Source organism: Grimontia marina (assembly GCF_900060185.1).
In the GTDB taxonomy this organism is placed as follows: domain Bacteria; phylum Pseudomonadota; class Gammaproteobacteria; order Enterobacterales; family Vibrionaceae; genus Enterovibrio; species Enterovibrio marinus.
Genome location: NZ_FIZY01000001.1, coordinates 81,354 through 107,672, shown reverse-complemented (window position 1 = coordinate 107,672; position 26,319 = coordinate 81,354). Strand labels below are relative to the sequence as shown.

22 protein-coding genes are annotated in these 26,319 nt (G+C 48.9%); 8 read left to right on the top strand and 14 right to left on the bottom strand.

Annotation, left to right across the window (positions count from 1 at the left end; translation table 11 throughout):
• Positions 1-216: 216 nt before the first annotated feature.
• The 3 genes from GMA8713_RS00515 to fabB form a co-directional block, all read right to left on the bottom strand.
• A complete protein-coding gene (locus GMA8713_RS00515; protein WP_062704686.1) occupies positions 217-1,242 on the bottom strand; it encodes an aspartate-semialdehyde dehydrogenase in 1,026 nt (341 codons plus the stop codon).
• Between the two features lie 2 nt (positions 1,243-1,244).
• A complete protein-coding gene (locus GMA8713_RS00510) occupies positions 1,245-2,384 on the bottom strand; it encodes a 4-phosphoerythronate dehydrogenase (protein ID WP_062704684.1) in 1,140 nt (379 codons plus the stop codon).
• A 231-nt stretch (positions 2,385-2,615) separates the two neighbouring features.
• Positions 2,616-3,827: a beta-ketoacyl-ACP synthase I gene (gene fabB / locus GMA8713_RS00505; RefSeq protein ID WP_062704682.1), complete on the bottom strand. Its 1,212-nt coding sequence runs from the start codon at positions 3,825-3,827 to the stop codon at positions 2,616-2,618.
• 199 nt (positions 3,828-4,026) lie between these two features.
• Here fabB and mnmC point away from each other — a divergent pair, with 199 nt between their 5' ends.
• A complete protein-coding gene (mnmC, locus tag GMA8713_RS00500; protein WP_062704680.1) occupies positions 4,027-6,030 on the top strand; it encodes a bifunctional tRNA (5-methylaminomethyl-2-thiouridine)(34)-methyltransferase MnmC2/FAD-dependent 5-carboxymethylaminomethyl-2-thiouridine(34) oxidoreductase MnmC1 in 2,004 nt (667 codons plus the stop codon).
• Between the two features lie 63 nt (positions 6,031-6,093).
• Here the strand turns inward: mnmC and GMA8713_RS00495 are convergent, their stop codons facing one another.
• The gene (locus GMA8713_RS00495) at positions 6,094-6,360 is read right to left on the bottom strand and encodes a YfcL family protein (RefSeq protein ID WP_062704679.1); all 267 of its coding nucleotides are present in this window, start codon (positions 6,358-6,360) and stop codon (positions 6,094-6,096) included.
• Positions 6,361-6,369: 9 nt separating this feature from the next.
• Positions 6,370-6,894 carry an elongation factor P hydroxylase gene (locus tag GMA8713_RS00490; protein WP_062704677.1) on the bottom strand — a complete coding sequence of 175 codons (525 nt, stop codon included), beginning with the start codon at positions 6,892-6,894 and terminating at the stop codon, positions 6,370-6,372.
• Positions 6,895-7,118: 224 nt separating this feature from the next.
• Here GMA8713_RS00490 and GMA8713_RS00485 point away from each other — a divergent pair, with 224 nt between their 5' ends.
• Positions 7,119-7,763, top strand: coding sequence for a trimeric intracellular cation channel family protein (locus GMA8713_RS00485; RefSeq protein ID WP_062704675.1), 645 nt, complete (start codon positions 7,119-7,121; stop codon positions 7,761-7,763).
• Positions 7,764-7,878: 115 nt separating this feature from the next.
• On the opposite strand, the gene aroC is transcribed toward GMA8713_RS00485, so the two are convergent.
• Positions 7,879-8,964 (bottom strand): chorismate synthase, encoded by a 1,086-nt coding sequence (aroC, locus tag GMA8713_RS00480; RefSeq protein WP_062704673.1) that lies wholly within the window; start codon positions 8,962-8,964, stop codon positions 7,879-7,881.
• A gap of 220 nt (positions 8,965-9,184) precedes the next feature.
• On the bottom strand, positions 9,185-10,117 hold the full coding sequence (gene prmB, locus GMA8713_RS00475) for a 50S ribosomal protein L3 N(5)-glutamine methyltransferase (RefSeq protein WP_062704671.1): 933 nt from the start codon (positions 10,115-10,117) through the stop codon (positions 9,185-9,187).
• A 109-nt stretch (positions 10,118-10,226) separates the two neighbouring features.
• Here prmB and smrB point away from each other — a divergent pair, with 109 nt between their 5' ends.
• Positions 10,227-10,760, top strand: a complete 534-nt coding sequence (gene smrB, locus GMA8713_RS00470; RefSeq protein WP_062704669.1) for an endonuclease SmrB — start codon at positions 10,227-10,229, stop codon at positions 10,758-10,760.
• Positions 10,761-11,102: 342 nt separating this feature from the next.
• Here smrB and sixA read toward each other — a convergent pair whose 3' ends face one another.
• Entirely contained in the window at positions 11,103-11,597 is a 495-nt protein-coding gene (gene sixA, locus GMA8713_RS00465; RefSeq protein ID WP_062704667.1) for a phosphohistidine phosphatase SixA, read from the bottom strand.
• A 141-nt stretch (positions 11,598-11,738) separates the two neighbouring features.
• Between sixA and GMA8713_RS00460 the strand changes: the two genes are divergently transcribed.
• Positions 11,739-14,516, top strand: coding sequence for an insulinase family protein (locus tag GMA8713_RS00460; protein WP_062704665.1), 2,778 nt, complete (start codon positions 11,739-11,741; stop codon positions 14,514-14,516).
• 83 nt (positions 14,517-14,599) lie between these two features.
• Here the strand turns inward: GMA8713_RS00460 and fadJ are convergent, their stop codons facing one another.
• Together fadJ and fadI are read right to left on the bottom strand one after the other, a co-directional pair.
• Complete coding sequence (gene fadJ, locus GMA8713_RS00455; RefSeq protein WP_062704663.1) at positions 14,600-16,723, bottom strand: fatty acid oxidation complex subunit alpha FadJ; 2,124 nt, start codon at positions 16,721-16,723, stop codon at positions 14,600-14,602.
• Positions 16,723-18,033, bottom strand: a complete 1,311-nt coding sequence (fadI, locus tag GMA8713_RS00450) for an acetyl-CoA C-acyltransferase FadI (RefSeq protein ID WP_062704661.1) — start codon at positions 18,031-18,033, stop codon at positions 16,723-16,725. Before fadI ends, fadJ begins: the two co-directional genes overlap by 1 nt.
• Positions 18,034-18,782: 749 nt before the next feature.
• Between fadI and GMA8713_RS00445 the strand changes: the two genes are divergently transcribed.
• The 4 genes from GMA8713_RS00445 (at position 18,783) to GMA8713_RS00430 (ending at position 23,130) form a co-directional block, all read left to right on the top strand.
• On the top strand, positions 18,783-19,352 hold the full coding sequence (locus GMA8713_RS00445; RefSeq protein ID WP_002537816.1) for a sigma-70 family RNA polymerase sigma factor: 570 nt from the start codon (positions 18,783-18,785) through the stop codon (positions 19,350-19,352).
• Positions 19,345-20,070, top strand: a complete 726-nt coding sequence (locus tag GMA8713_RS00440; RefSeq protein WP_062704659.1) for a DUF3379 family protein — start codon at positions 19,345-19,347, stop codon at positions 20,068-20,070. The genes GMA8713_RS00445 and GMA8713_RS00440 overlap by 8 nt, the downstream gene beginning before the upstream one ends.
• Before the next feature lie 208 nt (positions 20,071-20,278).
• A complete protein-coding gene (locus tag GMA8713_RS00435; RefSeq protein ID WP_062704657.1) occupies positions 20,279-21,502 on the top strand; it encodes a porin in 1,224 nt (407 codons plus the stop codon).
• 317 nt (positions 21,503-21,819) lie between these two features.
• Entirely contained in the window at positions 21,820-23,130 is a 1,311-nt protein-coding gene (locus GMA8713_RS00430) for an outer membrane protein transport protein (RefSeq protein ID WP_062704655.1), read from the top strand.
• A 63-nt stretch (positions 23,131-23,193) separates the two neighbouring features.
• Here the strand turns inward: GMA8713_RS00430 and GMA8713_RS00425 are convergent, their stop codons facing one another.
• The 4 genes from GMA8713_RS00425 to GMA8713_RS00410 all read right to left on the bottom strand — a co-directional run bounded on the left by GMA8713_RS00425 (position 23,194) and on the right by GMA8713_RS00410 (position 26,318).
• Positions 23,194-23,982 carry an MlaA family lipoprotein gene (locus GMA8713_RS00425; protein ID WP_062704653.1) on the bottom strand — a complete coding sequence of 263 codons (789 nt, stop codon included), beginning with the start codon at positions 23,980-23,982 and terminating at the stop codon, positions 23,194-23,196.
• Positions 23,983-24,061: 79 nt separating this feature from the next.
• Entirely contained in the window at positions 24,062-25,276 is a 1,215-nt protein-coding gene (ccmI, locus tag GMA8713_RS00420; protein WP_062704651.1) for a c-type cytochrome biogenesis protein CcmI, read from the bottom strand.
• Entirely contained in the window at positions 25,273-25,764 is a 492-nt protein-coding gene (locus tag GMA8713_RS00415) for a cytochrome c-type biogenesis protein (RefSeq protein ID WP_062704649.1), read from the bottom strand. The genes ccmI and GMA8713_RS00415 overlap by 4 nt, the downstream gene beginning before the upstream one ends.
• Positions 25,764-26,318, bottom strand: coding sequence for a DsbE family thiol:disulfide interchange protein (locus GMA8713_RS00410; RefSeq protein WP_062704647.1), 555 nt, complete (start codon positions 26,316-26,318; stop codon positions 25,764-25,766). Before GMA8713_RS00410 ends, GMA8713_RS00415 begins: the two co-directional genes overlap by 1 nt.
• Between the last annotated feature and the right edge of the window lies 1 nt (position 26,319).

Below are 26,319 nucleotides of genomic sequence, written 5' to 3'. Positions count from 1 at the left end.
AAGGCTTTTCACAATCGCGGTGCGTTTCCCGTACTGAAGTCGCTGGGAGGCAAGGCGTTAAACACCTGCTGCGATTGATATTACTGGTTATTTCCATAACTATATCGGAAGCCCAGCTGAAAACTGTAGTGTGAAGAGATAAAACTGTGTTTTGTGATCAAACAACCGGCACCAGATCACTGCTGCCGGCTGTTGGGTTGAATAAGTCAGGGATGATTACAGGTAATCGCGGATCAAAAATTCAGCAATTTGCACTGAGTTCGTCGCTGCGCCTTTGCGGACGTTGTCAGCAACAACCCACATGTTCAGGCCGTTCGGGTGACTGATATCATTACGCACACGACCGACCATGACATGGTCTTTACCTGTCGCTTCTTTTACCTGCGTTGGGTAGTCTTCGCCATAGTAAACTTCAACACCTTCAGCACGGGATAACAAGTCCATCGCTTCGGTGGCATCCAACGGCTGCTGACATTCAATGTGTACGGCTTCAGCGTGGCCATAGAACACAGGCACGCGCACACAGGTCGGGTTTACCGCCACGGAATCGTCGCCCAGAATTTTCTGGGTTTCCCACACCATTTTCATTTCTTCTTTGGTGTAGCCGTTGTCCATGAACTCATCGATGTGTGGCAGACAGTTAAACGCGATCTGTTTTTTGTAGGTGCCTGGTTCTGCTTCCTGACTGTTCAACAGTTTCACTGTCTGGCCTGCCAGTTCATCAACCCCTTTCTTGCCTGAACCCGATACTGACTGATATGTCGAGACGTTGATGCGCTCGATACCTGCTGCATCGTAAATTGGCTTCAGTGCCACCAGCATTTGGATGGTCGAACAGTTAGGGTTTGCGATGATGTTACGGTTACGGAAATCCGCAATCGCTTCCGGGTTCACTTCTGGCACGACCAGTGGGACATCGTATTCGTAGCGGAAACGTGAGGTGTTATCGATAACCACTACGCCTTCATCAGCAGCAATCGGTGCCCAACGATCAGATGATTCTGCACCCGCTGAGAACAGCGCGATTTGAACCTGGCTCCAGTCAAAGTCTTCCACGTTTTTCACGCGGACACTTTTACCGTTAAAGCGGATGGTTTCACCGGCGCTGCGCTCACTTGCCAGCAAGTGAAGATTGCGCACAGGGAATTTACGCTCTTCCAACACCTCGATAATGGTGCGTCCTACTGCGCCTGTAGCACCTAAAACAGCGACGTCATAAGCCACATCGAATTCTTGTGTCATGATTATTCCTCTACGGTAAAACCTAAATTAGCGAGCGACTCTAACCCAAACGCTGCCTCGCCCGCTAGTGTAATTGCACTGTACTCGCGTCTGTCCCAGTAATTCTTTCGCAAGCGGTCAAAGCTTGCGCGGTGCAGCTCAACGTCAGCCATCGCACGTCGAAACTCGGCGTCATCACGGCGGATGTCATAAATGAGCTGGCACAGTGCCATCAGATCGCTGTCGTCCCAAGGCTTGCTCAGTGATACCTTTGGAATTGGCGCGATCGGCAGCAAAGACGCCGCTTCGACTTTTTCTTCCTGATTATCCAGAAACTCGCAGTAACTGTTGTAGATCATGGTGGTGCCGCGTGCTTTACCTTCCAGTCCGTAACCCGCAACGTGCGGGGTGGCGAAAGCCAGCATGGGAAGAAGTTCCATGTCCACTTCCGGTTCAAACTCGAACACATCTAGCACGGCAGTTAAATGCTGTGTTTTCAGTGCAGCTTTCAGTGCGTCATTACTGACCACTGGACCGCGAGCCGCGTTGATAAGGATTGAACCAGGCTTCAATGCAGCGATCTCCGCTTCACCCATCAGATGATGCGTTGGGTATTCACCGGTCTTGGTTAGCGGCGTGTGGAAGGTCAGGGCATCACACTCTGCAATCAGCGTTTGTAGAGGATGAAACTCGCGTGTGTCGCCTTCCGCTTGTTTGATAGGATCGCATAACAGGTGCGGAATGCTGAGCGCTGACAGACATTTAGACAGGTAGCTTCCCACCTGACCTGCGCCCACAATGCCAACTTTACGGTCAGCAATAGAAAAGCCCTGTTGCTGGCTCAATACCAGCAGCGCGCTTATCACGTATTCGGCCACACCCACTTTGTTACAGCCCGGCGCGGCAGTAAAGAAGATGCCTTTGCTGGCAAGCAAATCCGCATCAACATGGTCTGTCCCTGCGGTTGCCGTACCAACAAATTTCAGTTTATTGGCTTTTTCCAGCAGTACTTCGTCAACTTTGGTGACGGAGCGAATCATCAGCGCGTCAACGTCAATCAGATCATCTGCCTTCAGGGTACGTCCTGCTTTTGCGGTAACCGTACCCAGCTTGCTGAACAGCTCAGCGGCATACGGCATGTTTTCATCAATCAGAATGTTCAAGTGTGTTTACTCTTACATTTATTCTATTGGCGCTATTGTGACGGTTTTCTGCGCCAGATAAAACGAAAAAACCCGGCCAATTGGCCGGGCAAAATCCAGGATCTGAAAGGTAGAGATCGGCTCTCAACGATCTAAACCTGCGTCTGTTGTGGGCATAAAGCCTACGTCCCGGAAAACTAAAGGGCCTGTCTACCTTTGACAGCCAGCAGACCCTGGGGACAAGTGAGACGCTTATCCCTCGTATTTTTTGATAACCAGCGTGGCGTTGGTGCCACCGAAGCCGAAGCTGTTAGACATCACAGTCTTCAACTCAACTTCACGGGCTTCCGACACGATATCCAAGCCTTCAGCGGCTGGATCCAGGTTTTCGATGTTGATGCTTGGTGCAACGAAGTTATTTTCCAACATGATGGTGGAGTAAATCGCTTCGTGAACACCTGCCGCACCCAGTGCGTGACCGGTCATGGCTTTGGTTGCAGAAATTGCAGGGCTGTTGTTGCCGAACACTTCCTGAATCGCCCCCAGCTCTTTCACATCGCCCACTGGCGTAGAGGTACCGTGAGTGTTGATGTAGTCAATTTGATCGACGTCCTGCATCGCCATCTTCATACAGCGAACTGCGCCTTCGCCCGATGGCGCTACCATATCGTAGCCATCTGATGTTGCACCGTAGCCCACGATTTCACCGTAGATTTTCGCACCACGCGCCAGCGCATGCTCAAGCTCTTCGATAACCATCATGCCGCCACCACCAGAGATAACGAAACCATCGCGATCAGCGTCGTAGGTACGTGATGCTTTTTCTGGGTTGTCGTTGTATTTGGTCGACAGTGCACCCATGGCATCAAACATCATGGTCAGTGACCAATCCAGTTCTTCACCACCACCCGCAAAAACTAAGTCTTGCTTACCCAGTTGAATCAATTCGACAGCGTGGCCAATACAGTGCGCGGACGTCGCACATGCTGAGCTCATGGTGTAGTTCACACCACGGATTTTGAATGGTGTTGCCAGACAAGCTGAAACCGTTGAAGACATGGTACGTGGCACCATGTAAGGACCAACACGTTTTACGCCTTTTTCACGTAATGTGTCTGTGGCTGCAACCTGGTTAATCGATGATGCGCCACCAGAACCGGCAACCAGACCGGTGCGGTCGTTAGACACCATATCTTCTGTCAAACCGGCATCTTCGATAGCCTGCTCCATTGACAGATAAGCGAAGCCCGCAGCATCGCCCATAAAACGAAACTTTTTGCGATCAATGTGATCAGCAGGATTGAGCTTTAAATCACCCCAGACATTACTGCGAAGCTTCATGTCTGCGAACTGTTGGGAAAAGCTAATCCCTGATTTACCCGTCTTTAATGACTCCAGCACTTCTTTAACGTTGTTACCGATGCTGGAAACAATTCCCATACCTGTAATTACGGCTCGTTTCATCTTTTGTTCCTACAATTCGAGTTCGCACCGATGATAGCGGTTTTGATACGCCTAAGTGGTCAGCTTTCCTAGAGTACAGGTGTAAGCTGAAATTTTTCACATACTGACACAGACCCGTTGTCGGTTCTGTATATTCCGTCGAATTGGCGATAGAATCCGCGCTCGACGTGCAAATCCCATTTTTATTAAGGTAAGGCTTGTGACCCAAACCCGTATTGAACACGCCCAAATCCATTGGAATGACGCCGGAACACCGGTCTCTGACAACTTTGACGATGTTTACTTTTCCAATGCCAATGGTCTGGAAGAAACGCGCTACGTGTTCCTGCAGCAAAACCAGCTACCAAACCGCTGGGATACCTTTTCACATGACCGATTCGTGATTGCGGAAACCGGGTTTGGTACAGGCCTTAACTTCCTGGCTGTGTGGCAGTGGTTTGCCCAATTCCGAAAGGAAAACCCTGAGGCTCAAGTCAACCAGCTTCATTTCATCAGCTTTGAGAAGTTCCCGGTCTCCGTCACTGATTTAGAAAAAGCCCACGCAGCCTGGCCAGAGTTGGCGGATTTCGCCGAAGCACTGCGCAAACACTACCCAGCAGCGGTTTCTGACTGCCACCGTTTGGTACTGGCAGATGGCATGATCACGCTGGACTTGTGGTTCGGCGACATCAAAGACTGTATGCCACAAGTGTGGACGTCTGATGACGGTATTGTGGATTGCTGGTTTTTGGACGGCTTTGCACCCAGCAAGAACCCTGAAATGTGGAGTCAGACGCTATTTGACGGCATGGCAAGACTGGCCAAACAAGACTGTACCGTCGCCACTTTCACTGCAGCTGGCTTTGTGCGTCGCGGCTTAATTGACGCAGGCTTTGAAATGAAAAAAGCCAAGGGCTATGGCACCAAACGCGACATGATTGTCGGCACCATGGTCGAACGTAACCAGCCACGCCAACAGGCTCCTTGGTATAAACGTACTGCACCACAAAATAGCAATGACATTGCGATTATTGGTGGCGGTGTGGCGAGCGCCACCTTGGCATTGTCACTGGTACGTCGTGGAAAATCAGTCACCCTTTATTGCGAACATGACAAGCCTGGACTTGCCGCATCTGGCAACCGACAAGGCGCGGTGTATCCACTTCTAAATGGCAGTGACGATGCCCTTTCTCGCTTCTTTGCGCCGGCATTTTTGTTCTCCCGTCAGTTTATTGAACAGGCAGCAGAAACGGTTTCGTTTAATCACGATTTGTGTGGCGTTACCCAATTAGGGTGGGATGAAAAAAGCACGGACAAATTGGCGAAGATGCTGACAGGTGGTTTTCCGGAATCTCTTATCCACGGCATCACTAGAGAAGACGCCGAATCACTGACTGGCATTGAAACCGGGCACGGCGGTGTCACCTATCCTCTCGGCGGTTGGTTGTGTCCTCAGCAGTTAACTCAGGGCTTGATAGCCAACGCTGAGGAAACTGGCCTGTTGACCTGTCATTACAGTACCGAAGTGACGAAATCCAGTCATCAGAACGGGGCGTGGATACTGACTGCAAACCAAAGCGAACGGACTCACGATACCGTGGTTGTCGCTAACGGCCATAAGTTCACCCAGTTTGAGCAAACCGCCCCCATTCCGGCCTATGCGGTTCGTGGCCAGGTGTCCCACATCAATACCACGCCAGCGTTAAAGCAGCTCAAAACCGTGTTGTGTTATGACGGTTACCTGACGCCGGCCAACCCAAAAAATGACACTCATTGCATCGGCGCCAGCTACAGCCGGAATGATACTTCCATGGACTTCCGCATGGACGATCAGGCTGACAACAAGCAGCGCCTGGTCGATTGCATTCCTGCTGAGTGGCCAAAAGAGATTGATACTGACCATGGTGGTGGTCGTGTAGGTATTCGCTGTGCCAGCCGCGATCATCTGCCATATGTCGGTGATGTCTGCGACTTTGAAGCCCTGAAAACCGTATACAGTGATTTACGAGATAAGAAAGACAGTGCCGAAGATGTGCCGGTTTACCCGAACCTCTATAGCCTGTTGGCACTCGGTTCGCGCGGTTTAACCTCTGCCCCCATCCTCGGTGAACTTCTGGCTTCACAGCTTTGTGGCGACCCACTCCCCATGCCGGTTGATGTGCTTAATGCCTTGCATCCGGGACGAATGTGGGTAAGAAAACTGCTCAAGGGTAAAGCTCTTTAGTAGAGAAAGATAATTCAAACAAAGAAGGCGCCGATTGGCGCCTTCTTCTTATCTGGTTGGTATTTAACCTGCCTGCTGTTGCAGCGATGCCCAAAGGTTACCCACCAGCACTTGATCGGAAGGGTTCAGCTCGTTTGAGTTCTCTTTCAGGCTTTCGTCAACACGTACCTTCAGCGCAGATACCTCTTCGATACCGTCCTGCTCACAATCTGCGGCCGCCAGCGAGACATGACCACGCAGATAACCGCTGGCAAACAACTCATCATCAGAGGCGGTGTCTACCATGGCATCAATCAGGTCGAGGATTTTCTCTTCGTATTCTTGGATCATTTTTAGCTCTCAGGAAAAGTCTGCTGGCGTTAAAGGAGGACGATTATAAAACGTTCGAAGGGCGTCTGAATAGGTTTTGGCGCGCGTAGGCATGCCGTTTTTCAGATATTTCATCACTTGTTCACGCACTTTTGCGGTAAATACCGGGCGGTCAGGTTCAAAAGAACCGTTTAGATTGTCGCAACTTACCTGAAAGCGAAAGCCACAACTGGCCGACAGAATCCACTCTACCGCCTGAGGTTTGATTTCTACCTTTTCAAACTCGGCTTGCGTCTGCTCATCGCGTCCATCCGGTAGATACCAGTAGCCAAAGTCTTCCAACAAACGGCGTTCAGGCCCGGCAATGCACCAGTGCGACACTTCATGAAGCGCAGAGGCATAAAAACCACGGGCGAAGATGATTCTGTGGTGTGGGTTGTCATCATCCGCAGGCAGATAAATCGGCTCATCGCCGCCCAGCAGCAATTCTGTGTTGAAAGAATCAATAAAAGTCTGATTAAAGACAGAAATAAGGTCGTTGTAATCGTGTTGCATGGCGCGAATTGTAATAATGAAGTTACAGCAAATTCAGTTAAGCGGGCATTTTACCTGCCAAAGCCCCTATTGTCGCAGCAAAAAGCGCCGTTTTAGGCCAATTCCACCAGCAAAAGCATGAATTCAATTCATGGTTGACCTCACAACCTTTCATTGGATTGAGAGATGGATCACAACTATGATTACGCGAAATTATCCCACTCAAATGCAAGTTACTGAATATCATGTTGTTGTCCACGTTATACATCGTTGGAATTACCGCTGAAGCCATGACAGGCGCATTGGCGGCTGGCCGCAGGAATATGGACTGGTTTGGCGTCATGCTGGTCGCTGCCTGCACAGCCATTGGCGGCGGTACCGTGCGTGATATTTTGCTCGGTCACTACCCGCTTAGTTGGGTCGCTAACCCGCATTATCTGGTGATTGTTTGCGTTGCCGGTATCGTGACGACCTGGATGGCATCTTGGGTGGCTCGCAATCACAAGCTTTTGGTCTGGCTGGACTCACTCGGTCTGATTGCTTTCAGCATTATCGGTTGTCGCGTGGGCATGGATATGGGGCTGTCGCCACTGATTTGTGTGGTGTCCGCGCTGGTCACTGGCATCTTTGGTGGCCTGTTGCGTGACTTGCTGTGTCGCCGTCAGCCAATGGTGCTGCATAAAGAGCTTTATGCCTCTGTCGCTTTCTTAGCCGGCGCTATGTATTGGGCACTGATGACATACGGAAACCAGTTTGGCATTGATGAGAACATCGCGACCATTTCTACGCTGGTGACAGGCTTTGTCTTCCGTATGTCAGCGGTGAAGTTTGGCTGGAGCCTGCCGGTGTTTAGTTTTGAATCGGAAGAAGCTTTAGAGCATAGGTCCTAGGGAAAAGATTGCATAAGAAAGATAACAAACAGGGCTGATGGTGCTAAACCATCAGCCCTTTTTCAAATCTTTGATTTTACAAGAATCTTCTTTCCCAGCCCCTAGGATCTTTCATTTAAATCTTCGGCGTATTGGTATGCACTCCTGCATTCTGTGCGCGGTGACGCAGCAGGTGGTCCATCAATACAATCGCCACCATGGCCTCTGCAATTGGCACTGCGCGGATGCCAACACATGGGTCATGACGACCTTTGGTAATCACATCGACGGTTTCACCATCTACGTTGATGGTTTCACCCGGTACCGTGATGCTTGAAGTTGGCTTCAGCGCAAGGTGCGCAACGATATCCTGACCTGATGAAATACCACCAAGGATGCCACCAGCGTGGTTGGATTTAAAACCTTCCGGCGTCAGTTCATCACGGTGCTCACTGCCGCGCTGGTTGACGACATCAAACCCATCGCCCACTTCCACACCTTTCACAGCATTGATCCCCATCAGGGCGTAAGCAACGTCTGCGTCTAAACGATCGAAAACTGGCTCGCCCAGACCAACAGGCACGTTATTCGCGACCACAGTCAGTTTGGCACCGATAGAATCGCCTTCTTTTTTCAGCGCACGGATCAGTTCATCCAAGGCTTCAAGTTTTGATTCATCCGGGCAGAAGAATGGGTTTTGCTCAACTTGCTCCCAGTCGACCTTGTCGATGGTCACATCACCCATTTGAGAAAGGTAACAACGGACTTCAATACCAAACTCTTGCTTGAGGTATTTCTTCGCAATCGCACCCGCAGCAACACGCATCGCCGTTTCACGTGCTGAAGAGCGGCCACCACCACGGTAATCGCGGTGTCCATATTTTTGATGGTAGGTGTAGTCGGCATGGCCCGGACGGAAGCGGTCAGCAATTTTAGAGTAATCCTGTGAGCGCTGGTCGGTATTTTCGATAACCAGGCCAATCGAAGTCCCTGTCGTTTTACCTTCGAAAACGCCAGAAAGGAACTTCACTTCATCCGGTTCGCGACGTTGAGTCGTGTATTTTGAGGTACCCGGACGACGACGGTCCAGATCGACCTGTAAATCTGCTTCTGAAATTTCAAGTCCCGGTGGGCAACCGTCAACAATGCAGCCCAACGCCAATCCATGACTTTCACCAAAAGTGGTGACCCGAAAAACCTGACCTATTGAATTGCCTGCCATTACTTCCTCTGTTTCTCTCCGGTCGACGTATCACAACCGCATTAGCATGCACCTAATGAAACATAACCGCGATTGAGAAGCAAAAGCTTTTTTTATGTACAGGTGGAAACTCCCTGTAATACTGGGCTGGTTTCAAGAAATGAGGCAAAACCGGAAAGAGAGATATAAAAAAGGCCGAAATCTATAATTTCGGCCTTTTTCTTAGGGGCAAAGACAACAATTAGTCTTTATAGATAGAAAATTCGTCGGCAACACTGACCAGATCCTGATAGGTCATCAGGAAGACACCGTGGCCGCCATTTTCAAATTCCAGCCAAGTCAGTGGCAGGTGCGGATACTGTTCCTGAACGTGAACCATGGAGTTACCTACTTCACAGATCAGAATGCCTTGCTCAGTCAGGTATTCCGGTGCATTGGCGATGATGCGGCGCATCAGTTTCAAGCCATCGGTCCCGGCAGCCAGACCCAACTCTGGCTCGTGACGGAATTCATCCGGCAGCGAGTTCATGTCTTCCTCATCCACGTATGGTGGGTTGGAGACAATCAGGTCATATTTATCTTTTGGCAGATCGCGGAACAAATCTGAGCGGATAGGGAAAACCTGCTGCTCCAGGCCATGTTCCTGAATGTTCATCTCTGCCACTTCCAGCGCATCGGTAGAAATGTCCACCAGATCTACTTCAGCGTCAGGGAACGCGTAGGCACACGCAATACCAATGCAGCCACTGCCGGTGCACAGATCCATGATACGGTTTGGCTCGACTTCCAGCATTGGGCTGAACTGATTCTGGATCAGCTCACCGATTGGTGAACGTGGTACCAGCACACGCTCATCCACGTAGAATTCCAAATCGCAGAAGTACGCTTTGTTTGTCAGGTAAGCCACTGGCGTGCGCTCGTTGATACGACGGACCACACGTTCAACAATACGGTGACGTTCACTGGTGGTCAGACGCGCAGTTTGCGTTTCTGCAGGCACATCGATTGGCAGATAAAGTGTCGGCAGTACCAGTTGTACCGCTTCGTCCCATGCATTGTCCGTTCCGTGACCGTAATAAATTCCTGCTGCATTAAAGCAACTTACCGTCCAACGTAGCATGTCTTGCAGCGTACGCAGCTCGTTGACGACTTCATCAACAATAATTCTATCCAAAATGGCCTCCAGTAGCCTCAACACATCACCGTCAGGGCGATTCCAACAGGAAAGCAGACATTGTTCTTATTTTAAGTAAAATGCAGCTAACAGAATTTGGAAATGACTTATGAGTAAGAAATCCCCGATCCCAGAAGATGACGACATGTCATTGTTCCGCGATGCGGTGAAAGGCGTTAAAAAACTGCAGCAGGATACCATAAACCCGCCAAGACGCCAGACAACAGAGCAAGCGCGCAAGAAGCAGACAGAGTCCGCGGCGCGCGACCATACCTTCTATTTCTCAGACGAGTTTGAACCGCTGCTGAAAGAAGATGGGCCAACCCAATATGCGCGCACAGGTGTCTCCAAATACGAAGTAAAAAGACTTCGCCGCGGTGTTTACGTGCCGGATATGTTCCTGGACCTACACGGCATGACGCAACTGGAAGCCAAGCGTGAGTTGGGCGCTCTGATTGCAGCATGTATAAAAGAAGGGGTCAGTTGTGCCTGTGTCATGCACGGTATTGGCAAACACATACTGAAACAGAAGACACCACTTTGGCTGGCACAGCACCCTGACGTGTTGGCATTCCATCAAGCGCCACTGGAATTTGGTGGTGATGGCGCTTTACTGGTTCTGATTGAAATCCCGGAAAAATAGCCTGAAGCCGAGGGGCTGTTGACCTTTGGTGATGATTTTTGCAGCAGTTTGTGGGGATTTTATGCAAGGCAGAGGCTTCGATGTGTAGCTAGCCTACATGAGAAGCCGATAACGCCGCAGAAATTCCCCACAAACGCTGCCCGAAGGGTTCTGCTCTAAGCGTTTTATGCTTTGTTGTGGTGTATTTGCTTAGACCACTAGGCGGCACACATCTCGCCGCGCCTAAAACGCTTATAGCTAGAACAAAATTTAACCACCAAAGGTCAACAGCCCCTAGACACAAAAAACGCCCTGTGTTGGGCGTTTTTTTATGTTTGCTTAAAGCTGTTTTCGACCTGGCCGTCAGGATGCGTAACCCATCACTTGCGAAGGACTTTTCATCCACAGCACTTCGCTCTGTTCCGTTTGCGGATTGTATTCAATGCAGGAAATTGAAGATGTCGGGAACATCGGCGGCTGCAAATCAGCTTCAAACTCTGCTGTGAGATAACCCACCAGCGGTAGATGAGAAACCAAAAGAATCGACGCTGGATTATCAACGGAAACTAAAGCGCGCAGGTAAGAAGCGACGTGCTCGCTGTCGCCATACGGCGTGATGCCATCTTCCGTCAAAATGCTTTTCGCTTCAGGCAAAACGGCTGCACATGCCGACCAAGTCTGCTGTGCGCGCAAATAAGGGCTCACCAACACTAAGTCCAGTTTTCCCTCTGGCAGCTCTTGTGCCAGCCAGCGTGCCATTTCAACCGATTGTTGCTCACCGCGATCGGTCAGCGGACGTTCTTCATCACTGGCGGCGAAGGTGTGTGCCTCACCGTGGCGCATAATATAAATTCGCATATCACAACAGCTGATTTTGAGTATTCTTCGATATGCTACCAGTCAATTCTTTAATCTGGAACGACTGATCGCACAGATGTTTGCCTCAATTTACTTACGTGGTCATAATTAAGACCTTGCCACTACCAGTGAAGGTGCTTTGTGCAAATCAGTCCCAACGATCATCGTAGCTACCGCCTTATTACTCTCGCCAACAATTTGAGGGTGCTTCTGGTAGAAGATGTGCAAGCACCGCGCAGTGCTGCTGCGTTAACCGTGAATGTGGGACACTTCTGTGATCCTGCTGATCGTGAAGGTTTAGCGCACTTCTTAGAACACATGCTGTTTCTCGGTACAGAGAAATATCCTGATGTCGGTGAGTTCCAATCTTTTATCAGTCGCCATGGCGGTAATAACAACGCCTGGACAGGAACCGAAAACACCACTTTTTTCTTCGATATCCGACACGACCATTTCGAAGAAGCGCTGGATCGATTCGGCCAATTCTTCTCTGCGCCTTTGTTCAACGCAGACGCGGTCGATAAAGAGCGTAACGCGGTTGACTCAGAATACCGCCTGAAACTTCAGGACGATGTGCGCCGGATTTACCAAGTGCAGAAAGAGACCATCAACCCGGCTCACCCTTTCTCCAAGTTTTCTGTCGGTAGCCTCGACACCCTTGCCGATCGCGAGGGCAGTTCGGTGCGTGATGAGCTGATTGCTTTTTACAAAACCCATTACAGTGCCAACCTGATGGCAGCCTCTATCACTGGTCCATTCAGGCTGGACGATTTGGAAACGCTGGCAAACCAAACATTCAGTGATATTCCAAACCTTGACCTGTCGCTGTTTGTGCCAGACGTCCCGTTTGTCGATAAAGCCCAGTTGCAGCAGTTTGTCTGTATCGAGCCGCTCAAAGATGTTCGTAAGCTGACACTGGCATTTTCAATGCCAGCGACCGATGAGCATTACAAAATTAAGCCACTTTCCTACATTGCCCATCTTCTCGGTTATGAAGGTACTGGCAGTGTGATGTCTTTGCTCAAAGCCAAAGGGCTCATCAACAATCTGTCGGCAGGTGGTGGGATCAGCGGTTCGAATTTCCGCGAGTTTTCAGTCAGTGTCAGCCTGACCGAGGCGGGACTGACCAAGATTGACGATATCGTGACTTACATTTTTCAGGCAATCAGTCTTATCCGCGAGCAGGGGCTCGATGATTGGCGTTATAAAGAAAAACGTGCGGTACAGGAAATGGCGTTTCGTTATCAAGAGCCTTCGCGCCCCATCGATACCGTGAGTCATATGGTGCTCAACATGCAGCATTATCAGGATGATGATGTGCTGTATGGCGACTACATCATGCAGGAATATGACGAAACCTTGATACGCCAGATGCTTGGCTACCTGACACCCGAGCATCTTCGCCTGACACTGATTGCCAAAGGCGGCAATTATGACCGCACAGCAAATTGGTACGACACCCCTTACAGCGTGAAACCATTCACCGAAGCTCAGCTCGAAAAATGGCGTGCGGCACATATCTCTCCCGCGCTGGCTTTACCAGAGCCAAACCCTTTTATCAGCTATGAACTCGACCCTGCAGATCTAGAAGCGCCAGAACAACAACTACCTGATATGATTCAAGAGTTACCGGGCTTTTGTTTGTGGCACTTGCAAGATACCGAATTCCGCGTCCCGAAAGGCGTGGTTTACGTTGCGATAGACAGCCCGCATGCGGTGCAATCGGTCAAGAACATCGTAAAGACCCGTGTCAGCGTTGAAATGCTGATGGAGTCGATCAATGAGACGGCCTACCCTGCCGAAGTCGCTGGCCTCAACTACAACCTCTATGCCCATCAAGGTGGCGTGACTTTGAAGCTCAGTGGCTTCAATGAAAAACTGCCGCTCCTGATGGATTTGGTATTGGATAAATTTGCCAAGCGCGATTTCAATCCAGAGCGCTTTGAAATCATCAAAACCCAGCTGCTACGAAGTTGGAAAAACGCGACTCAAAACAAAGCCATTAACCGCTTGTACAATTCGATGACTGGCATCTTGCAGCCAAACAACCCAACGTATGAAGAACTCATCGAAGCGCTGGAACCACTGCAGGTGACAGAGCTACCGGACTTTGTGCATCGCGTGATGTCAGAACTGCATGTTGAGATGTTTGTTTACGGTAACTGGCAGAAACAGCAAACACTGGATTTGGCTGAACCTGTAAAAGATGCCCTTCGCGTGCACAACCAGCGTTATCAGGAGTCCACCCGACCACTGGTTCTTTTAAAAGGTGCTGGCAGTGCGTCATATCATCTAGGATGCGACAGCCAAGACTCAGCCGTGTTGGTTTACTACCAGAGCCACGGCACTGAACCTCAGGATGTCGCCTTGTTTACTTTCGCTCAGCATTTGATGTCTGCCATCTTCTTCAACGAGCTGCGTACCAAGCAGCAACTTGGCTATATGGTTGGCTCTGGCAACATGCCAATGAACCGTCACCCAGGTTTGATTTTCTACGTGCAATCACCTCAGGCTGGCCCAGCGAAATTAATGGAAGCAATAGACGACTTCCTCAATGCTTTCTTCTTGGTTTTGCTTGAGCTTAACGAAGCGCAATGGCAAGCCAGTAAGCAAGGGTTACTCGGACAGATAGAAGAACCGGATGCCAATCTGCGCGCCCGCGGACAGCGTTTGTGGATCAGTATTGGCAATAAGGATACAGAATTCACCCAGCGCCAGAACGTTGCTGCCGCTATCCGCAATATGGATCGCGCTGATATGGTGAAGTTTGTGGTAGAGCAATTGAAACCACGTACATCAGATCGTCTGATCATGCACAGTTGTGGTGGCGCTCACCCTGACGAATGCAGCCTTGAAGGCACAAGGGCAATCGAGTCTGTCACAGCGTTTCGTCGCAATCGCACAGAGCGAATTAACTAAGGTCTATCGACTCGCTGATGCCTTTTACCATGCTTCAGATATAAAAATCCCCGGTCCAGCCGGGGATTTTTATGTTTAAGGATTTATGAGTGGAACGTCTTCCCTTCCGCTGCCATGGCTTTAAGTAGTTCACACGGTGCAAACCGCTCACCGTACTTGGCTTCATGCTGCTCCAGCATTTCCACCAAGCGCTTAATACCAATATGGTCCATATAGCGGAATGGTCCGCCGAGGAATGGTGGGAATCCGATACCGAACACAGCACCAATGTCACCGTCACGCGCTGATTTCACCACGCCTTCATCCAAACACTGCGCAGCTTCATTCAGCATCATCAGCACACAGCGAATCGCCAGTTCATGCGCTGATAGCTGACTTTTCAGCTCAACACCGAGCAAGGCGTAGACACGCTTATCGACTTCTTTTTTCTTACCGTTATAAACGAAGAAGCCTTTGCCACTCTTGCGACCTTTACGGCCATCATTCAGCATCACGTCGAACACATCCGGTGCGCGGAAGCGCTCACCCAGTTCATTCAACAGGATTGGGCTGATCTTCGCGCCAATGTCGATACCCACTTCATCCAGCAGTGTCACTGGGCCAACAGGGAAACCGAAGTCCAACAGCGCATTGTCAATGTGCTCAACCGACTCACCGGACAGCAAAGTCCTCGCCGCTTCATTCATGTAAGGCGCAAGAATACGGTTCACATAGAAACCTGCCTTGTCAGCAACCACAATCGGCGTTTTACCTTGCTTCTTCGCAAGCTTCACCACAGTCGCAACGGCTTCTTCTGACGTGCCCGCATGTGGAATGACTTCTACCAGCGGCATTTTATCGACCGGCGAGAAGTAGTGCAGACCCACAATATTTTCAGGACGCTTCGCACCCTCGGCGATTTGATGGATTGGCAGTGACGAAGTGTTGGTGGCGAAGATGGTATCTTCAGCCAGATTCTCTTCTACTTCCGCAACCATTTGATGCTTCAGGTTCAGATCTTCAAACACGGCCTCAACAACCACATTGTTACGGCTCATACCGGAATAGTCAGTCGTACCGCTAATGCGACCCATCTGCTGTTGCATTTCAGCTTTGGAAATGATGCGGCGCTTGCGCTTTTTATCCAGCAGTTTGTAGCTGTAAGCCATGGCATTAAGGATGCCATCGTTACTGACATCTTTGACGCGGACAGGTGTATTCGCTTTGGTCGCAGAAACATTGGCGATACCAGCTCCCATCAAACCACCGCCAAGCACAGTCACGCCTGTCACAGTGCGAGGCTCAGCATCAGCGCCGCTTTCTTTTTTCATTGCAGTTGTCGCAAAGAAAATGCTGCGCAGTGCGGCAGATTCTGAAGACATCACCAACTCACCAAAGCGTTTTGCTTCCAGTGCCAGACCTTTCTCTACGCCTTTATCCAAGCCGTGTTTGATGACTTCGAGAATAGCTTCGGTAGCCGGATAGTTACCGCGGGTTTTCTCACGGGTTTTCTTCGCGGCCTGATCGAACACAACAGACCGACCAAGTGCATTGCCGCCCATTGCCCAATCCTGCCAGCTACCTTTGCGCTTTGGCTTACCTTTCAGCGCCAACTCTTCAGCAACACGAAGCAACACAGACTGAGGAACCACGTCATCTACCACGCCCATTTTCTTCGCTTTCTTGGCGCGAAGCTGTTTGCCCGTCAGGATCATATCCAACGCGCCCGCTACACCGATGAGTTTTGGAAGACGTTGCGTACCACCGGAGCCTGGCAACAGGCCAAGCTGCACTTCCGGCAAACCTAAACGGGTTTTATCATCATCGCTCGCGACTCGGCTATGACAAGCCAGAGCGAGTTCCAAACCACCGCCCAGCGCTGGGCCATGGATCGCTGCGACGACATGAAATGGCAGTTTCTCGATACGGGAGAACAGCTTCTGACCATGTTCAGCAATAGCCTGTGCATCTTCCGCAGTATTGCACGCATCTAACATGCGAACGTCAGCACCAGCCACAAAGTTATCCGGCTTAGCAGAATGTAATACCAGACCTTTAATATCACTTTTGCTTTCAAGCTCGCTCAGAATCGCACTGATTTCATCAACAGAGGTTGCTTGTAGGGTATTCATGCTTTCGCCCGGGACATCAATACTCAGCCAAGCGATACCATTTTCGCCATAGTGAAGCGAAAAGGCACTATTTGTAGGGGTTGTTTGTTCCGTCATTATTCTGCCTCCAAGATCATCGCTGCACCCAGACCACCTGCTGCACAAGCAGTATTCAATGCTAAACCACCGCCACGGCGGCGAAGTTCATTCAGAGTTTGGGTGATCATGCGCGCACCGGTTGCGGCAAATGGATGGCCATAAGCAATCGAGCCTCCCAGTACATTGAACTTATCCATATCGATTTCGCCAATAGCCTGGCTACGACCCAGCATCTGTTCTGCAAAACGCTTGGAACCGAACATTTTCACGTTAGCCAGCGTCTGAGCAGCAAACGCTTCGTGCATATCAATCAGAGTGAGATCAGACAGCGTAATGCCAGCGCGATCCAATGCGATTGGTGTGGAGTAGGACGGCCCCATCAACATATCTTGCTCAACCTGGATCGCCGAAAACGCGTAAGAGCGAATGTAACCCAGTGGCGTTAGGCCAAGTTCTTTGGCGCGGCCTTCACGCACAAGCATTACTGCCGCTGCGCCGTCGGTCAGAGGTGTACTGTTCGCTGCAGTCACAGAGCCGTGCTTGCGATCAAAGGCAGGACGTAGCTTGGCGTAGCCTTCTACCGTAGAGTCTTCTCGGACATTGTTGTCTTTATCAATCCACTGACGATAAGGTTCCGGGAAAGCAGTCATCACTTCGTCGCGGACCAATCCATCCGCCCACGCTTTAGCTGCGAGAGAATGCGAGCGATGCGCCAACGCATCTTGTTCCTCACGGGTGATGCCGTGGCTCTTTGCCATTTGCTCAGCGGTTTGTCCCATGCTGAGGCCCGTCGAATATTCCGCTACGGCTGGTGGAACAGGCGCTAAGTCTTTGAGGGAGAGTGAGCTTAGGAGTTTTAAGCGTTTGCTCATCGTCTTAGCTTTGCTAAGCGCCAGCAGTGTCGCGGCCATATGCTTAGAGACACCAATTGGCAGCACGGAAGAAGAATCTGCGCCACCTGCGATACCGATATCGACAGCACCGGCCATGATGCTTTCAGTCACATTAACGACAGACTGGAAGCTGGTCGCGCAAGCGCGGCTGACACTGTAAGCATCAGTGTGAACATTCATACCCGTGCCAAGCACTATTTCACGTGCGATGTTCGGCGCTTCCGGCATTTGAACAACCTGTCCAAAAACCAGCTGGTCGATTAGCTTAGGATCAATGTCGGTACGGTTTAGCATTTCGCTAACAACCATCTTGCCGAGATCAACAGCAGGCACATCCGCATATGCGGTCGATTGTCGTGCAAACGGGGTGCGTAAACCCGCGACGACTGCGATACGTTCACCCTGACGCGTAGTCAGATTCTGGGGAGAGTTCATTGCCGCTCCTTGCAATTATTAGAGGTCAGACCAGAGGAGTGTAACTAATTTGTTATCGGATTAAAACGTGCGTTTTAATTAAATATGCCAAGCAAACGTAGACCGTTACGACATTTTTGAAAATAAAAACCAGATTAGAGATTAGAGATTAGCTCGCTGGATAACTGAGAAAAAAAGCAAAAAAAACCACACCTATCAGGTGTGGCAACGTATGTGGAAAGCAATCACGTATTAAATCAATTAACGTAAAGCCAATTGCAAATCAGGTCATAGACCTGAGGAGAAAGTAAAGTCAGCCTTCAAAAAGGAAGTTTGTCATCTTGCTCAACACAGTTTCATGCAACAGATTCGGTAAACCAACGAAGTCTGTAACACGTCACCAGATGACAGTGCCTACTATACCCACGCGATAAGAAGCGATTTTGAAGCAGATCAATTTTTTGTTTGATTAGTCATCGATGGTGTCAAAGAGCACCGTAAGTCGTGAAAGTCTGAGAGCCACATTCATTAAAAATGCACCTTATTGAATATTTCCACTTATTAGAAAAGTGTCAAAAACACTACACTCTTCCTCTAATCGCTTAAATCCAAAATAATTTATCTTCTACAAAGGTGTACCTTAGTTCTTAACATGGTTAACTCTTGGTCAAATCAGCACTACTATAAGACCTGAACAGCCAACCTTCTTAAAGTCAGATCATTACCCAAGACAATTTGACTCTAAAATCCAAAGTAATCAGGATGATAGAATGGTTTTGAAATTATTTGGAAATAAAAAGTCAGAAACCAAGGTCTCTAGTGATATGGAAAAGCAGAGACGATACGAAGCGCTCGTGAGAGCCTGGCACAGAGACCTCTACCGTTATGCATACTGGTTGACTAAAGACCAGCACGTAGCGGAAGATTTGGTGCAGGAAACCTGCCTACGTGCATGGCGCTCGCTTGATAGCCTTCAAGATGACAACGCCGCCAAAGCTTGGCTGATCACCATCCTTAGGCGAGAAAATGCACGCCGTTTCGAGCGTAAACAACTCGAATTGGTCGATATTGATGACCATCAGGTTGCAGACGATGCACGCCCTAGTGAAGAAGCCTCGGTTGAACAGCAATGGCTTCACAAGCAAATCATGCGTCTGTCACCAGAATATCGAGAACCGTTAGTGTTGCAGGTCGTTGCCGGATTTAGCGGTGAAGAGATCGCTGAGATCTTAGACCTAAATAAAAACACTGTTATGACGCGTTTGTTCAGAGCGAGAAACCAATTGAAAGAGTTCATGGACAATCAAACTTCAGGCCAGCGAGGTGCGCTAAATGGATGAGCTCGAATTTCGTCGACGCCTTCTGGCAGACCCTCAGGATAAAGACCCTGAGATTCTGGCCGCTAAATCTGAATCGCCAGCCAACCAAAAACTGGCGTCAGAATTGGACCAACTAGATGCATTGTTGGATCAAACCCTGCGCGTGGAAGTGCCGGATGATTTGGTTGATAAAGTGCTGTTTAAGCAAAGCAGCGACGCAGCAAGAGAAGCGAGAAAGCCTCGCTTCCATTTAGCTATTGCCGCGTCTGTCGCTTTTGCATTTGGCATTATGCTCGGTCAGTTTAACTGGCAAGCACTTCCTGTATTACCCGGACAAGCGAGCCTAGGACAAATTGCCCTCGAGCACTATTACAACGAAGAGAGCTTCACCAACGATGTGTTTGAGGGTGCAACCCTAACGCAAGTGAATGCTAAACTGGCGCCGTTGGGTAATACTTATAATGGTCAATTGCCTGGAGAAGTGTCTTACATTAATCACTGTAGCTTTGATGATAATCACGCTGTGCATATGGTCATCCAAGGTAAAGATGGCGAAGATTTCACTGTGTTTGTTGTGCCGCAGCAATCCCCTACAATGGAAAGCTACAGCGATGGCAATATGGAAGCGATCTCTTTACCTGCAGCGAATGACACTAGTGTGATTGTTGTTGGCAAAGAGGGCTCTGACATTATGCCTGTTGCTGAACAGCTCAAGCTGCATCTCAACCAAAAAGCGTGATACAAACAATTACATTTATTCAGGGAGCTTATGCTCCCTTTTTTTCTAAAAAATAACAGACATCTAGTAACTTATGACACGGTTACCAAACAATGTGTGATAACTGGTCAGATTTCCAATTCGCTACCTTCACAATAGAATCCGCGCTGCTTAAAAACAAGCATAAAACACCAGAAGAATTATAAACTTAATCGGATTAATTCATACTATGAATAAGAAGCGTCTGTTTATCCGCTCAGCAGTGGCAATGGCTGTTGCAGCGAGCTCCACGTCAGCACTGGCTGCTGGCTTCCAACTCAATGGCCAATCCGCAACTGGTCTAGGCCGAGCATTTGCTGGTGATGCAGTGATCGCAGATAACGCATCTGTAATGGCACGTAACCCAGCAGCAATGGCAATGTTTGACTCTCCAGAGTTGTCGTTGGGTGTTGTGGCAATTGATACTGATGTTGTTGTTAAAGATGCTAAGTATGGTTTGGCTGCTGCACCTGAGAGCACATATACATCTCTTGCAGATGAGCAGATTGGCGATACATCTTATGTCCCAAACCTGTTCTACATTCATCCAATCAATGAAAAATTTTCAGTTGGTTTAGGCATTTACTCAAATTTCGGTACTAAGACTGAATTTGGCAATGATTACGCAGCCAACGAGTTTGGTGGTCTGACAGACCTAAAAACCGTCAATTTCGGCCTTAGTGGTTCTTACCGTATCAATGATCAATTTAGCATCGGCGCAGGTGTTGACTACATCACTGGCTCAGGAAAGTTGAAACGTTCTGGCTTACTTTGGGGCGATAATCTGTTGGATGTTGACGCAGAAGGTGAAGGCTTTGGCTGGAATGCTGGCGTCGTTTACGAATTGAATCAAGATAATCGGTTTGGCTTGAGCTATCGTAATAGCCCAGATATCAAGGCTGATGGTGAAATGATGTTCATGCCAGGTTTTGCAAACATCGGTGGCGAACTAATTATGCGCCTACCGGACATTGCTGAGTTCTCTGGCTTCCATCAGTTGAATAAACAGGTTGCTGTTCATTACTCAGTGCAATGGATCGAATGGAATACCTTCGACAAGCTTGCTACCACCAATGGCACCGAGCTTAACGAATATAACTGGCAAGATGGCTGGCATTACTCGATCGGTGGTACTTACACGGTAAATCAAGACTGGACTTTGCGTGCAGGCTACATGTATGACACCAGCGCACAGGATAAAGACAAGTCTATTTCCGTTCCAGACTCAGACCGTCAATGGCTTTCTGCTGGTCTAACTTACAACTGGAGCAAGAGCGCTAATATCGATTTGGGTGTGACTTACCTGATGGGTGAAGACATCAAAGTTGAAGAAACCAACGGTATTACAAGCGTAAACGCCACCACCCGTGCAAATGCATGGCTGTACGGTATCCAGTACAGCTACAAGTTCTAAACGGGACACAGCTATATCAAAGGGGAGCATATGCTCCCCTTCTTGTTCGCTCAAATAAGTCCTAACGCAAACAACTTCAGTAACACCAAGGCTTTTCAGCTTACACTAGTGCGCTTAACTGGCATTTATAATTAACACGTGTTCGCCGAAACTCAGCGTACACCTGTTACAAACCACCGAAAATTAAGTATCTTTTACTGAAATGCATTAATACTTCGATATATTTATCTAAATACATTATCCCCCTATCATCAAAATTGCATATTGATTACCTGTCAGTACCCTGTACCGACCACAATAATCAAGTAAATACTCTAATGAACAAGAACAAACTTCTCCCGCTGGCAATTGCCGCAGCACTTGGCTCTCTTTCTTCAACCTCTGCAATCGCAGCAGGTTTTCAACTGGCGGAGTATTCTGCAACTGGTCTTGGCCGTGCATACGCTGGTGAAGCTGCAATGGCGGATAATGCATCAGCCCAATTCCGCAACCCAGCCATGATGACTTACCTCGACGGCACCCAGGTTTCTACTGGCCTTATCTACGTTGATCCAAACGTGGATGTAGAAGGCACAAACACCAGCTTAACTGGTGACAAAACTGCTACTTCATCTAAAGATTTTGCAGATTCAGCCTTTATTCCAAACTTCTATTTCTCTCATCAATTGAACGAGAAGGTTTATCTGGGTCTGGCACTGAGCTCTAACTTCGGCATGCATACTAAGCTGGATGACACTTTTAAAGGCACCCAGTTTGGTAATGAAGCGTCAGTAATGACCATGGAAATCAATCCAAACATCGCATACAAAATTAACGACCAATTCTCTGTTGGTGCAGGTGTTCGCTATGTGATGGGCGAAGGAAGCATTGGAGCTAAAAGTTCCGGTGGTTTTTTAGCCCCAAAAGGCACCACTCTCAAATACATGGAAGGTGACGACACCACATGGGGTTGGCAGGCAGGTGCAGCCTGGCAGATCAATGAAGACAATCGTCTGGGTTTTAACTATCGCTCGGAAGTAGATTTAGATCTTAATGGTTTTGCTCAAGGTTGGGGGTTCAACTTGGTCAATGGATCTCCACTTCAAGACATGATCAAATATGATGGCAGTATGGCTCTGACTTTGCCTGCAACAGCAGACATTGCAAGTTTCCATCAATTGACTGATACCATTGCGGTACACGCAAGCATCAACTGGACTGACTGGAGTACTTTCGAAAAACTGGAAGCAAATATTCCTTCACTCCGTGAGCCTACTCAGCTGGTTAAACAAGAAAACTGGAAAGATAACTATCGCTTTGCCGTAGGTGCCACTTATCAGCTAAACACCAAAACTCAACTGCGTTCAGGTGTTGCATATGACACGTCTGCGGTGGATGACACCAACCGTACTATAACTATTCCAGAAACCGATCGTCTGTGGTTGAGTTTAGGAGCAGGATACAACTACTCTGAGAATCTAACTCTAGATGCTGGTTTCACTTATATTCATGCTAAAGATGCCAATGTAAAAGAGCCAAGAAACGAGGAATTAGAAGAGGTGTTCCCTTCTTTCTTCGGCGGTTCTTTCGAAGGTCAAACCTCTGGCAACGTATGGCTGGCAGGTGTTCAGGCAACTTACCGCTTCTAAGAGTTGAACAAATCCCAGAGACAAAAATGCCACTCAATCGAGTGGCATTTCTTTGCTAATTTCTTAGTAATCGTCGATTTCGTCGAGCAAATCGTCATCCAGATAACTGTCATCAGGCTCTGCCAAATCTGCTGCTTTTCCACCGCGAGCCTTAAACTCTTTGTTCTGAAGGTAGGCATCTCGTGCGAAAGCATAAGGGTCAGGAGAATTAGTCAACAAACTTTCCTGTTGAACCAGCGCGGCCCTGTCTTCCATCCCTTCAAACAGCCATTTAAGAATAGATTGTGGGAGCGTTAGTAATGACAGTGGTGGATATAAGCCATCGACAACATCCCCTGCCCCTTCCCTTAAAGTGATAGGACCATAGACCGGGAACATAAAGTAGGGGCCTTGCCCAACGTCGTAATAACCCATTGCATCGCCAAATTGGCGGTCAGAAATTTTAGGAAGATTGGCTGCCGAAGCGATATCAATTAAACCACCAAGACCAAACACGGTATTTAGCCAAAACCGGTTAAAGTGAGTGAGAGCGGCTTCGCCATCAAGCATCACAATGCTGTTAACCATGCTTGCGGGCTCTTCAAGGTTACTGAGGAAATTAGAGATACCCGTTCGCGTCCAGCTCGGTACATAGTTGACATAAGCCAACGACACAGGTTTCGCTACATAAGGGTCGAGGTAGTCGTAGTTAACAGTCCACATCGCTCGGTTGAAGCCTTCAAAAGGATCATTGGGATGAGAAATGTCGAATTCAGCATTGGTTTCAGCGTCAGCCTGTAAGTCTTCCGGGGATTGGGCACAACCACTCAGTAAAACCAGCACACCAACTGCCAGAATAAGTTGTTTCCACATTGTTATATGTATTCCATTTGAGTAAAAAGAAGGCTGGTTATCACCAGCCTTTTGTCATTATTTTGGCAGTATAAATCACTTACTGCTTTTGGTTAATCACTAACTGTGAACTTCCGCCGAGCTCAAACGGGTCGGTTTCACCAAACCAATCACCGTCGCGGGTCATTACGTTGCCGTCGTTGTCGATGCGGGCTTTCACCATCACCTCTGGCAATGAAGACATCAAGCGCTCTGGGATCATACTGTCCGCATCTGTCAGTTCAACTTCTACTGGGAAGCGGCTCAACGGCAAACGCTTTGCTGCCACAGGCATAGGCGCACCGTCCGCAGAGTGAACCGATACAATCAATACACCTTCGCTTGGCAATTGGACTTGTTCATCCAGCGAAATTGTCACAGAGACGGATTGTCCTTCGCCAGCGCCCATTTGTGCTTCTGCACGTTGAATGCTGCGCTCCAGCATAGAGATACGTGGATCGTCCGCTGGCAGCAGTTGTTTCATGGTTGACCAAGCAGCCACAGCTTCTTCATAAGCTCCGCGCTCAAAAGCATCAAAGGCCAGCAAAGAGAACGCTTGAAGGTTACCGTGATCGACTCTGATCACTTCGCGCAGCAAGTTGCGTGCGGTATTGCTGTTTTGCTCGTCACCCGACAACATCAATGATTGTGCATAACCCAGCTTCACGTCGCTGTCGTCAGGCATCAGGTTATAGGCTTTTGCCATCGCGCCTTCTGCAGTTTGCACATCACGGTTCGCCAAACCAATACGACCAAGCAGTAACCATCCCATCGCATCATCAGGCGTCTGCTGAAGTTTAGTGCGAAGAGACAATGTCAGATCAGCCATTTCCTGATCAGTCATCGGCTCATTGGTATCGGCCATCAAGCGACGGGAAAGTTCAGGTAAACGAGATGCTGTTTCCTGCCAGGAAACCACTTCACGATAGTTACCCATGGTGCTGTATAGACCATAGCTCATCGCAATCATGATAAGGATACCTGGCACCAAGACGACAAACGGAACTTTGCTTTGTGTCGCTGATTTCTCACTCGCTGGAATATCATCCAACAGCGACTGCTTGAGCTCTACCGCCAATTCGTTCTGGTTTTCTACCAAACCTTCATCGGCTTCTTCATTAAGCTCTTCCATACGATCACGGAAGAAGGCTTTGTTGAGTTCATCGCGGCTTGCCGCTTCGTCCTGTTCTTTACCGCGGTAAATCGGCAGAACAAATAAGCCAACAGAGACCACAATCATTAAGGCTGTGATCAGCCAGAACCACATTTCAGTCATCCGTTGTTATCCTTATTTTTATTATCTGCAGACTCTTCGTTGAGCAACGCATCTAGACGCGCTTGCTCTTCGCTGTCAAGTTCTGCTTTTGCTGTTTTCACTTTTGGCTTGCGACTACGCATCACTAAAACGGTAAAGCCCCCCACCACAAACAATGCCGGACCAGCCCAAAGAATGAAGGTTGAGGCTGTCACTGGCGGGTTATAAGTGACGAAATTGCCGTAACGGTCAACCATATAATCGACAATCTCGTCTTCGTTCTTACCTTGCTTGAGCATTTCATAAACCTTCAAACGAAGGTCCTGAGCCAGACCAGCATTCGAGTCTGCGATGTTGTTGTTCTGACACTTAGGACAGCGCAACTCTTTGCCCAATTTTTTAAAGGCTTCTTCCTGCTCAGGTGTATCGAACTCATACACTTCAATGGCCGCCGACACAGAAAACGCTGCACTCGCAGCCAGCATGATTGCTAACAGAAAACGTTTCATCAGCCTTTTGCCTCCGCCAGCATTTGCTCATACATTGGGCCCAAAGTGTCGTTCCAGTTTCTGTCGTTCACATCACCGACATGACGGTAGCGAATCACTCCATTGGCGTCGATAAGGAAAGTCTCTGGCGCGCCATATACACCAAGATCCAGGCCCAACATACCGTTACCATCAAACAGGCTGATCAAGTACGGGTTACCCAACTGGTTCAGCCAGCCGATCGCTTTTACGCGATCGTCTTTATAGTTAAGTCCAATTATTTTTACACCATTTGCAGCTAACTCATTCAGGTAAGTATGCTCGGCATAGCAGGTTGGGCACCATGTCGCCCAAACATTCAGGAGTAAGGGTTCACCTTTGAAGATATCCTGATCATACAGCTTGCCAGCTTGAGTCAGATCTTCGAGACGAAACTCTGGCACTGCCTTACCTACCAACACAGATTCAAGCTTGGTCGGGTCATCGCCGTCAGCGTTTTTGCCTAATTGAACAAAGAAAACACCAACCAGCACCATAAACAGCGCGAACGGAATAAAGAGTAAAGGTTTGTTCACC

Bases quoted from the DNA above. Each gene is read 5' to 3' on its own strand.
- GMA8713_RS00515 (WP_062704686.1), bottom strand. From the start codon at position 1,242: ATGACACAAGAATTCGATGTGGCTTATGACGTCGCTGTTTTAGGTGCT.
- fabB (WP_062704682.1), bottom strand. From the start codon at position 3,827: ATGAAACGAGCCGTAATTACAGGTATGGGAATTGTTTCCAGCATCGGT.
- GMA8713_RS00495 (WP_062704679.1), bottom strand. From the start codon at position 6,360: ATGATCCAAGAATACGAAGAGAAAATCCTCGACCTGATTGATGCCATG.
- GMA8713_RS00490 (WP_062704677.1), bottom strand. From the start codon at position 6,894: ATGCAACACGATTACAACGACCTTATTTCTGTCTTTAATCAGACTTTT.
- GMA8713_RS00485 (WP_062704675.1), top strand. From the start codon at position 7,119: ATGTTGTTGTCCACGTTATACATCGTTGGAATTACCGCTGAAGCCATG.
- aroC (WP_062704673.1), bottom strand. From the start codon at position 8,964: ATGGCAGGCAATTCAATAGGTCAGGTTTTTCGGGTCACCACTTTTGGT.
- smrB (WP_062704669.1), top strand. From the start codon at position 10,227: ATGAGTAAGAAATCCCCGATCCCAGAAGATGACGACATGTCATTGTTC.
- sixA (WP_062704667.1), bottom strand. From the start codon at position 11,597: ATGCGAATTTATATTATGCGCCACGGTGAGGCACACACCTTCGCCGCC.
- fadJ (WP_062704663.1), bottom strand. From the start codon at position 16,723: ATGACGGAACAAACAACCCCTACAAATAGTGCCTTTTCGCTTCACTAT.
- fadI (WP_062704661.1), bottom strand. From the start codon at position 18,033: ATGAACTCTCCCCAGAATCTGACTACGCGTCAGGGTGAACGTATCGCA.
- GMA8713_RS00445 (WP_002537816.1), top strand. From the start codon at position 18,783: ATGGTTTTGAAATTATTTGGAAATAAAAAGTCAGAAACCAAGGTCTCT.
- GMA8713_RS00440 (WP_062704659.1), top strand. From the start codon at position 19,345: ATGGATGAGCTCGAATTTCGTCGACGCCTTCTGGCAGACCCTCAGGAT.
- GMA8713_RS00435 (WP_062704657.1), top strand. From the start codon at position 20,279: ATGAATAAGAAGCGTCTGTTTATCCGCTCAGCAGTGGCAATGGCTGTT.
- GMA8713_RS00430 (WP_062704655.1), top strand. From the start codon at position 21,820: ATGAACAAGAACAAACTTCTCCCGCTGGCAATTGCCGCAGCACTTGGC.
- GMA8713_RS00425 (WP_062704653.1), bottom strand. From the start codon at position 23,982: ATGTGGAAACAACTTATTCTGGCAGTTGGTGTGCTGGTTTTACTGAGT.
- ccmI (WP_062704651.1), bottom strand. From the start codon at position 25,276: ATGACTGAAATGTGGTTCTGGCTGATCACAGCCTTAATGATTGTGGTC.
- GMA8713_RS00415 (WP_062704649.1), bottom strand. From the start codon at position 25,764: ATGAAACGTTTTCTGTTAGCAATCATGCTGGCTGCGAGTGCAGCGTTT.